The organism is Scandinavium sp., from assembly GCF_036271055.1.
Taxonomy (GTDB): Bacteria; Pseudomonadota; Gammaproteobacteria; order Enterobacterales; family Enterobacteriaceae; genus Scandinavium.
This window is the reverse complement of sequence record NZ_DATBBJ010000042.1, coordinates 1-14,733: the sequence shown is the minus strand read 5'-3', so window position 1 is coordinate 14,733 and position 14,733 is coordinate 1. Positions and strand designations below refer to the sequence as shown.

Here is a 14,733-nt window from a genome sequence, read left to right as displayed (position 1 = left end):
TTATTTACGTTTCGTTAAAACGTTTTTCTCGTAAGAACGAACGCTGTCGAGCCACTGACTGCCCGCTGGCGTGTCGTTGCGCTGGCAATACATTTCCCACACAGCCTGCCACGGCAGGCATTTCTGCTCTTCGAGCAGCGCCAGACGCGCGGTGTAATCGCCGTCGAGTTCCAGCTGACGCAGTTCTGCGGTCGGCTCCAGCAGCGCGCGCAGCAGGGCTTTTTTCATGTTGCGTGTGCCGATAACCCACGCCGCGATACGGTTGATGGAGGCGTCAAAGAAATCGAGGCCGATATGCACGCGGTCGAACAAATCGTGACGGATGATTTCGCTGGCGATGGCCTGCGTTTCGTCATCCAGCAGCACCACGTGGTCACTGTCCCAACGCACTGGACGGCTGACGTGCAGCAGCAGACGCGGCACGAACAGCATCGCGGCTGAGATTTTGTCGGAAATCACTTCGGTCGGATGGAAGTGGCCCGCGTCCAGACACAGCGCGGTCTGGCGGCTGGTGGCGTAGCCCATGTAGAACTCGTTAGAGCCGACGGTGTAGCTTTCCGCGCCAATGCCAAACAGTTTGCTTTCGACGGCGTCGATGTGGTGCGCCGTGCTGAATTTTTCGCTGATGATTTCGTCCAGCGCGTTCATCAGGCGTTGGCGTGGGGCGAAACGATCAACGGTCAGGTCTTTCATGCCGTCCGGGATCCAGATGTTCATCACTGACGGTGTGCCAAGTTGCTCGCCAAAGTAAGCCGAAACGCGGCGGCTGGCTTTGCAGTGGTCAATCCAGAACTGACGGATTTCATCATTGGCGTGGGCCAGCGTGAAGCCATCGGCACTGTTTGGATGCGAGAAGCAGGACGGGTTGAAATCCAGCCCCAGCTTGTTGGTTTTTGCCCACTGCACCCAATTTTTGAAATGCTCAGGTTTGATTTCGTTGCGGCCAACCGGGGTATCGGATTCCAGATAGATAGCGTGCAGGTTCAGGCGTTTTGGGCCAGGGATCAGGCTTAATGCCTGCTCCAGATCGGCACGCAGTTCGGTGGCGTTACGCGCTTTGCCCGGATAGTTGCCGGTTGCCTGAATGCCACCCGTCAGCGCGCCGCCTGGATTTTCAAACCCGGCGACGTCATCGCCCTGCCAGCAGTGCATCGAAACAGGCAGGCGGTCGAGCTGACGCAGCGCCTCTTCGACGTCGACACCTACGGTGGCGTAACGCTGTTTTGCCAGTTCCCAGGCTTGTTCAAGTTGAGTGGTCATGCGCAAAGCTCCTTCGTCTGTTGTGACTGAAACTGCGCGACATAGCGGGCAATTTCACTGTTCGGATCGGGATTAAAAGTGGTGAGGGCGTGATTACCGCGCACCACTTTGCGGAAATCGTCCACGTTGTGGAGTTCATCGAGTGTCATCAACTGAATGCCGATATTGCCAAGCGTTGAAGCTTCAATCGGCCCGGCGATCACCGTGATGCCGCAGGCGTCGGCACAGAGCTGATTGAGCAGTTCGTTCTGGCAACCGCCGCCGACGATGTGTAACTGCGAGAATGAATGTCCGTGCAAATCGGCAAGTTCATGAAGTACTCGGGCGTATAGCAGCGCCAGACTGTCGAAAATACAGCGCGCCAGTTCGGCAGCACTTTCTGGCACCGGCTGGTGGCTTTCGCGACAAGCGGCCTGGATTTCGGCGCTCATGTTGTCCGGGTTGATAAAGCGATCGTCATTCGGGTTAATCACGAATGTGCAGGCCGGGTGTTGCTGCGTACTGGCAATCAGCGCCGCGAGATCGCTAACGTTTTGCTCTTTCAGTACGCGTTGCAGCAGCCATAAGCCCATGATGTTTTTCAGCACCCGATAGCGGCCTTCTGCGCCGCCTTCGTTGGTGATGTTGTTTGCCAGTGCGACATCGCTGGTACACGGTGTTTTGCTCTCGTAGCCCATCAACGACCAGGTGCCGGAGGAGAGATACGCCGCGTGTTTACCTTCGAGTGGCGAAGCAATCACTGCGCTGGCGGTGTCATGGCTGGCAACCGCCACGACCGGAATTTTGTTGCCCAGCGGGCAAATCCAGTGACCGATAACGTTGCCCGGATGCGTCGGCGTACCAAACCAACTGCGTGGCGCGCCTGCCCAATTGAGCAGTTCTTCATCCCAGTTATCGGTGTTGATATTCACCAACTGGGTTGTCGTGGCGTTGGTGTATTCCCAGTTCATCTTGCCGGTCAGGCGGTAGCTGAAATAGTCAGGAATAAGCAGCACGTGGGCGACGTGTTTTGCCGCTTCCGGCTGCTGTTCAGAAAAGGCGCGAAACTGGTAGAGCGTGTTAAACGGCAGGAATTGAATGCCGCTGCGGCGGTAGATTTCAGCGCGTCCGAGCTCATTTTCAGCGCGTTGCATCACGCCCTGAGTACGGCTGTCACGGTAGGAAACGGGCAGGCCAACGCGCTTGCCGTCTTTATCCAGCAGCACGTAATCCACACCCCAGGTGTCGATCCCGATGCTGTCGATAAGAATGCCGTCATCGCACACTTTCTTCAGCCCACAGCGGATTTCGGCTTCCAGGCTGTCGATATCCCAGCAGTCAGTGCCGTCCACTTTTTGCAGCGTATTCATAAAACGGTGGATTTCACGCAGCGCCAGGGTCCTTTTTTTGCGGTCGTAACGGGCAAGCATTACGCGTCCGCTGGAGGCGCCTAAATCAACCGCCACACAATGGCGAAAACTCATGGCAGGGGTCCTTCTGATAGTCATTGCAGACAGTCTGGAGTACCGCTGAGATCGCTACCTTCTTACTACTGACAGCCGTAAAAGGCGGCTGGCAAGAAAGCAAAGGTGAACGTGAGGGGGTTCACAATTTCCAGTAATGCAGGCGTTGCATACCGGTGTGACGCTGAACGCATTTCCTGATTTTTCCTGTCGTTTCTTGAAAAACGAACAGGGTTTGCGCGCTTTGCTGTCAAAAATTCAAGGTGAGAATGACGGGGGCTGATTATTATCCTGATAACTTTTCTCATTTCGTGGGGTCGTTATGACCGTACTGCACAGCGTGGATTTTTTTCCCTCAGGGCATGTGCCTGTCGCCATTGAGCCACGGCTTCCACAAGCGGAGTTCCCGGAGCATCATCATGATTTTCATGAGATTGTGATCGTGGAACACGGCACGGGCATCCATGTCTTTAATGGTCAGCCCTACACCATTACCGGCGGGACGGTATGCTTCGTGCGTGATCACGACCGTCATCTGTATGAACACACCGACAATCTGTGTCTGACCAACGTGCTCTACCGTTCACCGGACGCGTTCCAGTTTCTTTCTGGTCTGCAAAAACTGCTGCCGCAGGAACAAGACGGCGTTTATCCGTCGCACTGGCGGGTGAATCAGGCGGTGTTGTCGCAAGTACGACAGATTGTGCAGCAGATGGAAAATCTGGATGAAGACAGCGACACGCACGCTATCGCCAACCGTGAAATTCTGTTTATGCAGTTGCTGGTTCAGCTGCGTAAAGGCAGCCTGGCGGCAGAGGCGAATAACAACGATGCGCGCCTGAATCTGATGATGGCGTGGCTGGAAGACCATTTCGCTGACGATGTGTGTTGGGAAGAGGTCGCTGAGCGCTTCTCATTGTCGCTGCGTACCTTGCACCGCCAGTTAAAACAGCACACTGGCATGACGCCGCAGCGTTATCTCAACCGCATTCGCCTGACCAAAGCGCGGCATTTGTTGCGCCACAGCGACGAAAGCGTCACAGACATCGCATTTCGCTGCGGTTTTGGCGACAGTAATCACTTTTCGACGCTGTTTCGCCGCGAGTTTAATTGGTCACCCCGTGACATCCGTCAGGGGCGTGATACCGTGCTTCAGTAACGCGAGTCCAGTCACCGTTTTATGCCGTAAAAACAGCTATTAATACGCCGTTATCCGCTGTTTGAGGTCTTGCTGTGTCAGCACCGCTTATTCTACGCAAAGCCGATTTTTTCACGTCACCGCAGCAAGCGGTGGCGGTGGCCGATCGCTATCCGCAAAACGTGTTTGCTGAGCACACCCATGAGTTTTGCGAGCTGGTCTTAGTGTGGCGTGGCAACGGTTTGCACATTCTTAACGATCGCCCGTATCGCATCACGCGTGGGGATTTATTCTACATTCGCGCTGAAGACAAACACTCCTACGCGTCCGTTAACGATCTGGTTTTGCAGAATATTATCTACTGCCCGGACAGGCTGAAGCTTAATCTGGACTGGGCGGCGCATATCCCCGGTTTACACGGTACGGTTTGGACACCGCACTGGCGCATCGGCAGTAGCGGCATGACGCAGGCACGGCAGGTGATCACGTCGCTGGAACAAGAAAGTCATAAGACCTGTAGCCATGCGAACGATATGGCAGAGCTGCTGTTTGCGCAGTTGGTGGTGACGCTGCGCCGTCATCGTTATGCGACCGATAATCTGGCGGCGACCGAAAGCGAGGCGTTGCTCGATAAATTGCTCACGGCACTGGCGGGAAGCCTGAATCGACCTTTCGCGCTGGATATTTTCTGCGAACAGCAGGCGTGTAGCGAACGTGCATTGCGCCAGCAGTTCCGTAGCCAGACAGGAATGACCATCAACCACTACCTGCGCCAGTTGCGTATCTGCCACGCGCAATATCTGCTCCAGCATTCAGAATTGATGATCGGGGAAATCGCCATGCACTGCGGCTTTGAGGACAGTAACTACTTTTCGGTGGTGTTTAACCGGGAAGTGGGAATGACGCCAGGGCAGTGGCGTCATCGGAATAAAACGGCAGCGTAATCAGTTCGCCATACCCAAACCGACAATATTTGCCGCGATGATAATCACTACGCAACCAAGACTCAGCACACCGACCGGACGACGGCCTGCGTTGTTCCACTCTTTCATGATCAAGCCGACAAAACCGCCACACAGCACGTAGAAACTCATGTGCAACATCCAGCTCATGTAGTCGTACTGCGCTGGAATGCTGGCGTGGCCCCAGGCATAGAAGAAGAACTGTAGATACCACATCAGACCCGCGAGTGCGGAAAACAGGATATTGCCGATGATCATCGGTTTTGCCAGCGAGAAGTCTGCTTTTATCGACAGGTTTGATTTGGTGGCCAAACGGATAAAGCAGAAGCCGAGGTTAACCAGCGCACCGCCACCCATGATCACCACATAGCTTGGCAACGCCACGTACAGCGGATCAACGCCGAGTGCAGCCGCCGCTTCGTGCATCGGCTTTGCGGCGTTCATGGCAAATGACATCCCTGCGGAGAAAATCCCGCACATTACCGCCAGGATCAGACCTTTTTTGAGATTGAACTCTTCCGCTTTAATGCCCATTTTGCGTTCTTTCAACTGCCCGGCGCGGGTCACAATGCCGACGCCGACTACCGCAACCAGCACACCTAATAGCGTCATACGACCACCTTCGGTGCCGACCAGCACGTGGAACTGACCGTTCAGAATTGGCGTCATCAGCGTGCCGACAATCAGCGTGATACCGATGGCAATCCCGATGCCCATCGACATGCCAAGATAGCGCATGGTCAGGCCGTAGTTGATATTGCCGATGCCCCACATTGCGCCGAACAGAAACACGGGCAGCAGCGTGGATGCGCTAAAAGAACGGTAGTAGGCCCAGAAATCGGGCAGCAGCATGGCGCTGATGGCCCACGGAAGGATAAGCCAGGAAACAAAACCGCCAATCGACCACATTGTTTCCCAGGACCAATTTTGAACCTTTTTAAACGGGGCATAGAAACAGGCTGCACTGGCTGCACCTATCAAATGCCAAAAAATACCCATCGTAATCGCGTGACTCATTTTTTTATCCTCAACGTTTTACGTCGATGAATCTTTCATCTGACGTGATGAGTGTAAAAATCAGTCAATTGATTAACCTTCAGGCCGCTGCCGTGTAAACCCCAGACCTGGCAAAAAGCGCGTGTTCGGCTTGAGCGGGCTCACAAAATCAGCGACATAACCAAAAGTTATAACCTTATTAAAACTACGGCATTGATAAACATTTTCAATATCATTTAATTAACTATAATGAACCAACTGCTTACGCGGCGTAACACTATAGCCGCCCGATAATAAATGGAGATGAATATGAGTTATACCCTGCCATCCCTGCCGTATGCGTACGACGCCCTTGAGCCGCACTTTGACAAGCAGACGATGGAAATCCATCACTCTAAACACCACCAGGCTTATGTGAACAACGCGAACGCTGCGCTGGAAAGCCTGCCAGAATTCGCTAACCTGCCGGTTGAAGAGCTGATCACCAAACTGGATCAGCTGCCAGCAGACAAAAAAGGTCCACTGCGTAACAACGCGGGCGGCCACGCTAACCACAGCCTGTTCTGGAAAGGTCTGAAAACCGGTACTACGCTGCAGGGCGACCTGAAAGCGGCTATCGAAAGCACCTTCGGCTCTGTTGAGAAATTCAAAGAAGAGTTCGAGAAAGCGGCAGCAACCCGCTTTGGTTCTGGCTGGGCTTGGCTGGTGCTGAAAGACGGCAAACTGGCTGTTGTGTCTACCGCAAACCAGGATTCCCCGCTGATGGGTGAAGCCATTTCTGGCACCTCCGGTTTCCCAATCCTGGGTCTGGACGTGTGGGAACACGCTTACTACCTGAAATTCCAGAACCGTCGCCCTGACTACATCAAAGCTTTCTGGGATGTGGTTAACTGGGACGAAGCTGCCGCGCGTTTTGCCGCTAAAAAATAAGTTGCAAAGCGGCTGATGAGAAGCGAGCCTGATGGCTCGCTTTTTTTATGTCTGGCACAAACAGGGAGCAGCAGATGCGCCATCCGCTACAGGTTTATATCGGCAAAATTCGTGAGTACAGCGGCAGCAGGCCGAGCGCTATCGGAAAATACCAGGTCGACGGAGAGCTAAAGCTGACCGAGCTAGGTCTGGAAGGAGACGAGCAGGCTGAAAAAGTGATTCACGGCGGGCCAGATCGCGCGCTGTGCCACTATCCGCGTGAACACTATCGCCACTGGGCGCGGGAATTTCCCGAGCAGGCCGAGCTGTTTAACGCCCCCGCCTTTGGTGAAAATCTCTCAACCGAGGGGATGACGGAGCGCGAGGTGTATATCGGGGATATTTTTCGTTGGGGAGGCGCGCTGATTCAGGTTACGCAGCCGCGTTCACCGTGCTTCAAGCTGAATTATCATTTTGGGATTAGCGATATGGCATCACAGATGCAGCGGGCGGGCTACTGTGGCTGGCTGTATCGCGTGGTGATGGCCGGAAAAGTGGCTACCGATTCGCCGCTGGAGCTGGTTTCACGCGTCAGCGATGTGAGCGTGGCAGAAGCGATTGCTATCGCCTGGCATATGCCTTTCGACGACGAGCAGTATCACCGTCTGCTTTCTGCGGCGGGCCTGTCGACAAGCTGGACGCGCACCATGCAAAAACGTCGTCTGTCCGGACAGACTGAGGACAATTCGCGGCGGCTGTTTGGAAAGTAGTTGTGTCGCTGGGAAGGAATCCCGGAAAAGAAAAAACCCGCCAGAGGCGGGTTTTAGAATCTTTGCTTTATAAGCTAATGCTTACAGGCTAGTAACGTTACCAGCAGCTGGACCTTTAGCACCACTTTCGATGGTGAAAGATACTTTCTGGCCTTCGTCCAGGGACTTGTAGCCATCGTTCTGGATAGCAGAGAAGTGTACGAATACATCTTTAGAGCCATCGTCAGGAGTGATGAAGCCGAAGCCTTTGTCAGAGTTGAACCACTTAACCAGACCAGTCATTTTAGCAGACATTGATATTACCTTTTAAATAGAGTTTGCCTTGCGGCGCATTGGTATGCTTTACAGATTTTTGAAGCGATAAAGGAGAAACTCACTTTGAAAGGTATCTACGATAACTTCTGGAGGACTGCTTTGCTTGAAAGGTCTGTGCGTCAAACCGATGAGGCATTAACGCATATTTAACCTCGGGATGACAAGAACTATTTCAGCCATCCAAAGGGCTGGAGCTAAAGCCACCTGAAAAACCCCGCCGTTTGACGGGGTTTTTATCTTATTGCAGGGTGCTTTGTGCAGAGGAATAAGCCTGCATAAATGCCTGATGCTGCGAGGCTAGCGGGCCAATCAGCGAGTTATATTGGCTGGCCTGCTGTGAAGTCGGGAACTGAATGCCGCCCGCGGTAAAACCAACCTGCGTTCCCTGCTGCTGGATAAAATCACCGACCTGAACCAGCTGCTGGGTAAAAGTTTGCGCGGCCGGGATCAGCGGAGCCATAGCGTTTGCCGGGGCGGTGACCACTTTTTGATAGACCCGATCGTAAACGGTTTTCAGCTCATCCGGCTGTTTCAGCGTGGAACGAGCGCTGTCCGCCTGCATTTTTGCATTCTGTACCTGCTGGCCGAGCACGTTCAGCGAGCCGTTCGCCTGGCGCAGCGTATCGCGCTGATTCATGTAATCCTGCGGCACGCGAATGCTGTTTACACTATCCACCACCGGCTTCATGCCGTCGTCCATCGCCTGGCTAACCTGTTGGGAAAAGCCGTAAAGGATGGCGTAGTCGGAGACCAGCGGGCCAAACTGTTTTTTCTGATCGGTGGTCAGCGTTGGCAGACGTTCGCCGCTGCGCATGGCCGTATTTTGCAGAAAATCGATAAACGCCTTGCGCTGATCGCCTTCTTTATCAAAGCAGCCGCTCAGACTCACCACCATTAATAACGCCGCCAGCGGCGCAAACCAGCGAGAGCAGGACTTACCTGTCGCCATCTTTTCTACTCCTTTCACCAAATCTATGCCAATGCGCATAGGCGTACTCAAGAATGTAGCTAATGATAGTCCAGGCCGCCCGTGCAAGATACCCTTTGACGACAATCTCTTTGAGGTAGATTCAGGCTGGAGTCGTGAATTTTTATCCGTTTTTTCGATGGCGCTATGGGCAGGAATTCGAAGCTGAATTGATAGCCTTAAGCGGGATGAATTTAGGCCAAAAGCATGAGGGTAAACTCGTCAACAGCGGTAGGTTTAAGCCCAGCGCTAAAGCAGATTTTGCATAACCATTTACAAATTTATACTAACCCCCTCTCCAGGCCCGCTTTTCAATCTCTTACGCCGCTTAATTCTTCAGTTGAAACGCATAAGTCTCGCGACGCGCATACTTAGTCCGCTAAGAAATCATCAGCCTGCTTTTTTTCGGGCTACTCTTAATAGGCTTCTTTACGTTCACGAGGTCAATGTGTGATTAATGAGGAGTTCTCAATGGAATACAAAGATCCAATGTTTGAACTGCTTAGCAGTCTTGAGCAGATTGTTTTTAAAGATAATCAAATGGTTACCATGAAACAAAAGCCTAACGCTTTTTCCGAGTTCGAGCAGTTACGCAAAAGTACGGGACTTAAGATTGATGATTTTGCTCGCGTGATGGGCGTTAGCGTTTCAATGGTGCAGGAATGGGAATCAAAACGACTCAGACCCTCCAGCACCGAACTGCAGCTGATGCGACTGATCCAGTCAAATCCGATGCTCAGCAAGCAGCTGATGGAATAATTTTGTACTTTGTACCCTAACTTGCCTTACCCAAAACCCCGCTCACCGACGCGGGGTTTGTCGTTTTAGCTAAGCCTTAGAACGTTTCCCAATTGGCGTCTGAACCTGCTCCAGCAGCCTGCGGCTTTAACGCTGCTGCCGGGCGTGGAGCTGTAGCTGAAATAGAGACCGCTCTTCTTTCGCCCTGCTGGATCTGGAAGGTGGCTACCGCTTCTCGCAGCTGGCTGGCCTGGTTCTCCAGCGCCGCCGCCGCCGTGGCGGACTCTTCAACCAGCGCGGCGTTCTGCTGCGTCACGCTGTCCATTTCTGAAACGGCCAGTGCCACCTGCTCAATGCCCTTGCTCTGCTCGTCAGACGCGGAAGCTATCTCGCCCATAATGTCGGTGACGCGAGTCACGGCTGAGACAATCTCTTTCATCGTATCGCCCGCTTCGCGCACCTGATTTGACCCGGTTCCGATGCGAGAAACGGAGTTCTCAATCAGCACCTTAATCTCTTTCGCAGCCTGTGCGCTGCGGCTTGCCAGCGTGCGCACTTCTCCCGCTACGACGGCGAAGCCGCGACCCTGCTCGCCCGCTCGGGCCGCTTCAACCGCCGCGTTCAGGGCCAGAATATTTGTCTGGAAAGCAATGCCGTCGATCACGCTGGTAATATCAACAATTTTACCGGAACTCTCGGCAATTTCGCTCATCGTGCTGACAACGTTCTCGACGACCCGGCCACCCTTCATCGCCGTTTCAGAGGCATTTTTGGCCAGGTGAGTCGCCTGGCGGGCGTTATCGGTGTTCTGTTTTACCGTAGCGGTAAGCTGCTCCATGCTGGCCGCCGTTTCTTCCAGCGCCGCCGCCTGCTCCTCGGTTCGTGAGGAAAGGTCGCTGCTGCCCGCAGAAATTTCACTGGTGCCGGTATAGATAGCGTCCGTGTTGTCGCGCACCGTGCTGACCGTGCGGATCAACGACTGCTGCATTACCTTCAGGCTGGCGGCGAGGCGGCTCATTTCGCTGCGGCCTTCGGCGTCGATACGGCGGGTTAAATCGCCTTCGGAAATTGCCTGAATATTATCCATGACGCTTTGCAGCGGACGCAGCAGCACGCGCTGCAGGCCAAGCCAGATGAGCGCCAGCACGGCAATGACGATGACCAGAATGGTGCCTAACGTCCACTGCATACCGGTGAAACTGCGCTGGTTTTCTTCGCTGGCCGCTTTCAACAGCCGGGTGTTTTGGGCGAGCCACTCGTCGTAGACGGCTTTCATCTCATCCTGCGCCTGCTGGGCATCAAGGTTACCGTAGGCCTCATAGTTGTCGGCTTTCAGAAACTGAATCGACTGGCCCAGCACGTCGTGCATCTTCTTAAAGCTGGCTACTGCTCGAGCATCCAGGGCTGCCTCCTGGCCTGCAATATCATCCGAGTCCATGTAGCTCTGGAAGTGCTTATCCGCTTCGTTCAGCGAGGCGCTGGCGGTGGTCAATAGCTTGTTCATTGCCTCCAGCGAGGCCGGGTCGCGCTGATTTTTGAGCATACGAATGGCGACGCGGTTAATCGTGACGCGGGTTTCAACCAGCGTCTGGAAGCTGCCGCCCAACTGCTGCTGCTGGTAGTTAAGCACGCCGGTATGCTGGAAGTTTTGGCGGTCACTGCTGACCGAAGAGTAAAAAAGTGCGCCGGTAATCAGCAGCAGTGCGCTGAAAATTCCAAGCGTGGCGACGATCCCTGTGATGACTTTGATATTTTTCATGATGCGCAAAAGCCTGTAATTGTGGATGATAATTAATCTATCGGTGTTACGAGGCTTAACTTTAATTTCTATCCGGCGGGGAAGTGATTAACGATCTGATAACCAAGAGTAATTAAATTATAAAAAAACCCGCCGAGGCGGGTTTATCGTCAGACGGCGGGTCAATTATTGCAGCAGGGAAATGTCCGCCACCTGCAGGAACAGCTCGCGCAGTTTAGACAGCAGCGTCAGGCGGTTGATACGCAGATCTTTATCTTCCGCGTTAACCATCACCTTATCGAAGAACTCATCTACCGGCTCACGCAGGTTGGCCAGCTCTTCCAGGGCTTCCTGGTAGCGGCCTTCCGCGAAGAACGGCTGGAGCTTATCGCGCAGCACAACCAGGTTGGTTGCCAGACGGATTTCTTCCGCTTCTTTGAGCACCGAGGCGTGAACAACGTCGTTCAGCTGTTCGTCAGACTTCGCCAGAATGTTGGACACGCGTTTGTTCGCTGCGGCCAGGGCCGCCGCCGCTTCCAGAGTTCGGAAGTGGGAAACCGCCTTCATGCGCGCATCGAAGTCTGCCGGTTTGGTTGGGCGACGAGCCAGTACCGCCTGGATAGTATCCACGCTGTGGCCTTCTTCCTGATACCAGGCGCGGAAACGGCCCAGCATAAAGTCGATCACGTCATCCACAACCTTCGCGTTGGTCAGCTTGCTGCCGTACAGGCGCGCGGCCTCTTCGGTCAGGGTTTGCAGATCCAGCGGCAGGTTTTTCTCCACGATAATGCGCAGCACGCCAAGCGCGGCACGACGCAGAGCAAACGGGTCTTTGTCGCCTTTCGGATGCTGGCCGATGCCGAAGATACCCGCAAGGGTGTCCATTTTGTCGGCGATAGCGACGGCGCAGGCAACGAGGTTGGACGGCAGCTCATCGCCGGCAAAGCGCGGCTGATACTGCTCGTTCAGCGCAACGGCTACGTCTTCTGCTTCGCCGTCGTGACGCGCATAGTGCATGCCCATCACGCCCTGAGTGTCGGTGAACTCGAAGACCATGTTGGTCATCAAATCGCATTTAGACAGCAGGCCCGCGCGGGTGGCGTGGTTGACGTCAGCCCCAATCTGTCCGGCGATCCAGCCGGAAAGCGCTTCAATACGATTAGTTTTGTCGCGCAGCGTGCCGAGCTCTTTCTGGAACAGAACGGTTTCCAGACGCGGCAGATTATCTTCCAGACGCTTTTTGCGGTCGGTATTAAAGAAGAATTCGGCATCCGCGAGGCGCGGACGAACGACTTTCTCGTTCCCGGAAATAATCTGAATCGGATCTTTCGACTCAATGTTGGCCACGAAGATGAAGTTCGGCAGCAGCCTGCCGTCGTTGGCGTACACCGGGAAGTACTTCTGGTCACCTTTCATGGTGTGAACCAGCGCTTCCGCAGGCACTGCGAGGAACTTCTCTTCGAACTTAGCGGTCAGCACGACCGGCCATTCAACCAGCGAGGTCACCTCTTCGAGCAGGCTTTCGCTCAGGTCAGCGTTGCCGCCGATTTTGCGAGCGGCTTCTTCAGCGCCTGCTTTGATAGCGGCTTTACGCTGCTCGTAGTCAGCGATAACTTTGCCGCGCTCCAGCAAAATCTGCGGATACTCATCGGCGTTATCGATGGTAAATTCAGGCTCGCCCATAAAGCGATGGCCGCGAATTACGCGATCTGAGGCGATCCCCAGAATGGTCGCCGGGATAACCTGGTCGCCCAGCAGCAGGGTCACGGTGTGAACCGGACGCACGAAGTGCGTGTCGTTTGCACCCCAGCGCATCAGCTTTGGAATGGGCAGCTTAGTCAGCGCGGTGGCAATCATCGCGGGCAGCAGTGCTTCAACGCTCTCGCCTTTCACGTGCGCGCGGTACATCAGCCATTCGCCTTTGTCGGTCGCCAGACGCTCGGCCTGGTCGACGGTAATGCCACAGCCGCGAGCCCAGCCTTCAGCGGCCTTGCTCGGTTTGCCTTCGGCATCAAACGCGGCGGAAACCGCCGGGCCGCGTTTTTCGACTTCGCGATCCGGCTGGGAAGCGGCCAGACTGGCGATTTTCAGCGCCAGGCGGCGAGGTGCCGCAAACCATTTCACTTCGCCGTGAGCGACGTTCGCCGCATCCAGCTCCGCCGTTACGTTCGCAGCAAAAGATTCCGCCAGGCTGCGCAGGGCTTTTGGTGGCAGCTCTTCAGTGCCGATTTCCACCAGAAAAGTTTTATCAGACATGGCAGCCTCTTATTTATTCTTATTGCACATCGGGAAGCCAAGCGCTTCACGAGAAGCGTAGTAGGCTTCGGCCACGGCTTTGGTCAGCGTACGAATACGCAGAATGTAGCGCTGGCGCTCGGTCACCGAGATGGCCTTGCGCGCGTCCAGCAGGTTAAAGCTGTGCGCCGCTTTCAGAATGCGTTCGTAAGCCGGCAGCGGCAGCGGGTTTTCCAGCGCCAGCAGGTGCTGCGCTTCTTTCTCATACTGATCGAAGCAGGAGAAGAGGAAATCCACGTCCGCGTATTCAAAGTTATAGGTCGACTGCTCAACTTCGTTCTGATGGAACACGTCGCCGTAGGTAGTTTTACCCAGCGGGCCGTCGCTCCAGACCAGATCGTAAACGCTGTCCACGCCCTGGATGTACATCGCCAGGCGTTCTAAACCGTAGGTGATTTCCCCGGTGACAGGCTTACATTCGAGGCCGCCAACCTGCTGGAAGTAGGTGAACTGCGTCACTTCCATGCCGTTGAGCCACACTTCCCAGCCCAGACCCCAGGCGCCCAGCGTTGGGTTTTCCCAGTTGTCTTCTACGAAGCGAATGTCATGAATCGTCGGGTCCATACCCAGCTCTTTAAGAGACCCGAGGTACAGCTCCTGAATGTTGTCCGGAGACGGCTTAATCACTACCTGGAACTGATAATAGTGCTGTAAGCGGTTCGGGTTCTCACCGTAGCGGCCATCGGTTGGACGGCGGGACGGCTGAACATATGCGGTCGCCATAGGTTCTGGCCCTAAAGCGCGCAGACAGGTCATTGGGTGAGAAGTGCCGGCGCCGACTTCCATGTCCAGAGGTTGAACAATGGTGCAGCCCTGGCGAGCCCAGTAGTCCTGTAAAGTCAGGATCAGGCCCTGAAAGGTCTTGGTATCAAACTTTTGCATAGTATTTCGTGCTGGATACGTGTGGTTTAAATGGAAGGGATCAGTATACCCGCTGACTGCAAGATATACAGTACGAAACGGGTTTGTTTAGGGAAAATTGGGGAAATAAGGCGCTTAGCGCATTGAGAGATGCAAAAACTGCCCGTCTGCGTCAAAAGAGCAAACAAAGCCCTCTTTACGTGCCGTAGACCCGCGCATCTCATAGCTGCCCTGAAATTGCTCAAAGCCTGTCACATCAATTTTCTGTGTGCCGGTATTATAGCGATGGGCGGCCTGATCCTTACACAGCTGCTCCATATTTAACGAACGCTCCGGGCTGAC

14 protein-coding genes are annotated in these 14,733 nt (G+C 54.4%); 5 read left to right on the top strand and 9 right to left on the bottom strand.

Annotated features, from left to right (window positions below; all coding sequences use genetic code 11):
- Entirely contained in the window at nt 1-1,260 is a 1,260-nt protein-coding gene (gene rhaA, locus VH187_RS05925; RefSeq protein ID WP_329700561.1) for an L-rhamnose isomerase, read from the bottom strand.
- Complete coding sequence (gene rhaB / locus VH187_RS05920; protein ID WP_329700560.1) at nt 1,257-2,723, bottom strand: rhamnulokinase; 1,467 nt, start codon at nt 2,721-2,723, stop codon at nt 1,257-1,259. The genes rhaA and rhaB overlap by 4 nt, the downstream gene beginning before the upstream one ends.
- A gap of 301 nt (nt 2,724-3,024) precedes the next feature.
- Between rhaB and rhaS the strand changes: the two genes are divergently transcribed.
- Both rhaS and rhaR read left to right on the top strand, forming a co-directional pair.
- Nucleotides 3,025-3,861, top strand: a complete 837-nt coding sequence (gene rhaS, locus VH187_RS05915) for an HTH-type transcriptional activator RhaS (RefSeq protein ID WP_329700559.1) — start codon at nt 3,025-3,027, stop codon at nt 3,859-3,861.
- Between the two features lie 74 nt (nt 3,862-3,935).
- Nucleotides 3,936-4,784, top strand: a complete 849-nt coding sequence (gene rhaR, locus VH187_RS05910; protein ID WP_329700558.1) for an HTH-type transcriptional activator RhaR — start codon at nt 3,936-3,938, stop codon at nt 4,782-4,784.
- Here the strand turns inward: rhaR and rhaT are convergent, their stop codons facing one another.
- Entirely contained in the window at nt 4,785-5,819 is a 1,035-nt protein-coding gene (rhaT, locus tag VH187_RS05905; RefSeq protein WP_329700557.1) for an L-rhamnose/proton symporter RhaT, read from the bottom strand.
- Between the two features lie 288 nt (nt 5,820-6,107).
- Here rhaT and sodA point away from each other — a divergent pair, with 288 nt between their 5' ends.
- Both sodA and yiiM read left to right on the top strand, forming a co-directional pair.
- Complete coding sequence (gene sodA / locus VH187_RS05900; RefSeq protein ID WP_154161755.1) at nt 6,108-6,728, top strand: superoxide dismutase [Mn]; 621 nt, start codon at nt 6,108-6,110, stop codon at nt 6,726-6,728.
- A gap of 74 nt (nt 6,729-6,802) precedes the next feature.
- Nucleotides 6,803-7,477 (top strand): 6-hydroxyaminopurine reductase, encoded by a 675-nt coding sequence (yiiM, locus tag VH187_RS05895; protein WP_329700556.1) that lies wholly within the window; start codon nt 6,803-6,805, stop codon nt 7,475-7,477.
- 81 nt (nt 7,478-7,558) lie between these two features.
- On the opposite strand, the gene cspE is transcribed toward yiiM, so the two are convergent.
- Both cspE and VH187_RS05885 read right to left on the bottom strand, forming a co-directional pair.
- Nucleotides 7,559-7,771: a transcription antiterminator/RNA stability regulator CspE gene (gene cspE, locus VH187_RS05890; RefSeq protein ID WP_121264842.1), complete on the bottom strand. Its 213-nt coding sequence runs from the start codon at nt 7,769-7,771 to the stop codon at nt 7,559-7,561.
- 259 nt (nt 7,772-8,030) lie between these two features.
- A complete protein-coding gene (locus VH187_RS05885) occupies nt 8,031-8,741 on the bottom strand; it encodes a DUF3053 domain-containing protein (RefSeq protein WP_329700555.1) in 711 nt (236 codons plus the stop codon).
- A gap of 489 nt (nt 8,742-9,230) precedes the next feature.
- On the opposite strand from VH187_RS05885, the gene VH187_RS05880 reads away from it, so the two are divergent.
- Nucleotides 9,231-9,518, top strand: a complete 288-nt coding sequence (locus tag VH187_RS05880; protein WP_329700554.1) for an HTH-type transcriptional regulator — start codon at nt 9,231-9,233, stop codon at nt 9,516-9,518.
- 76 nt (nt 9,519-9,594) lie between these two features.
- Here VH187_RS05880 and tcp read toward each other — a convergent pair whose 3' ends face one another.
- The 4 genes from tcp to VH187_RS05860 form a co-directional block, all read right to left on the bottom strand.
- Nucleotides 9,595-11,256, bottom strand: a complete 1,662-nt coding sequence (gene tcp, locus VH187_RS05875; protein WP_329700553.1) for a methyl-accepting chemotaxis citrate transducer — start codon at nt 11,254-11,256, stop codon at nt 9,595-9,597.
- A gap of 165 nt (nt 11,257-11,421) precedes the next feature.
- The gene (glyS, locus tag VH187_RS05870; protein ID WP_329700552.1) at nt 11,422-13,491 is read right to left on the bottom strand and encodes a glycine--tRNA ligase subunit beta; all 2,070 of its coding nucleotides are present in this window, start codon (nt 13,489-13,491) and stop codon (nt 11,422-11,424) included.
- Between the two features lie 9 nt (nt 13,492-13,500).
- Nucleotides 13,501-14,412, bottom strand: a complete 912-nt coding sequence (gene glyQ / locus VH187_RS05865) for a glycine--tRNA ligase subunit alpha (RefSeq protein ID WP_329700551.1) — start codon at nt 14,410-14,412, stop codon at nt 13,501-13,503.
- Between the two features lie 114 nt (nt 14,413-14,526).
- Nucleotides 14,527-14,733 (bottom strand): YsaB family lipoprotein (locus tag VH187_RS05860; protein ID WP_329700550.1); only part of this gene is annotated, 207 nt, incomplete at its 5' end.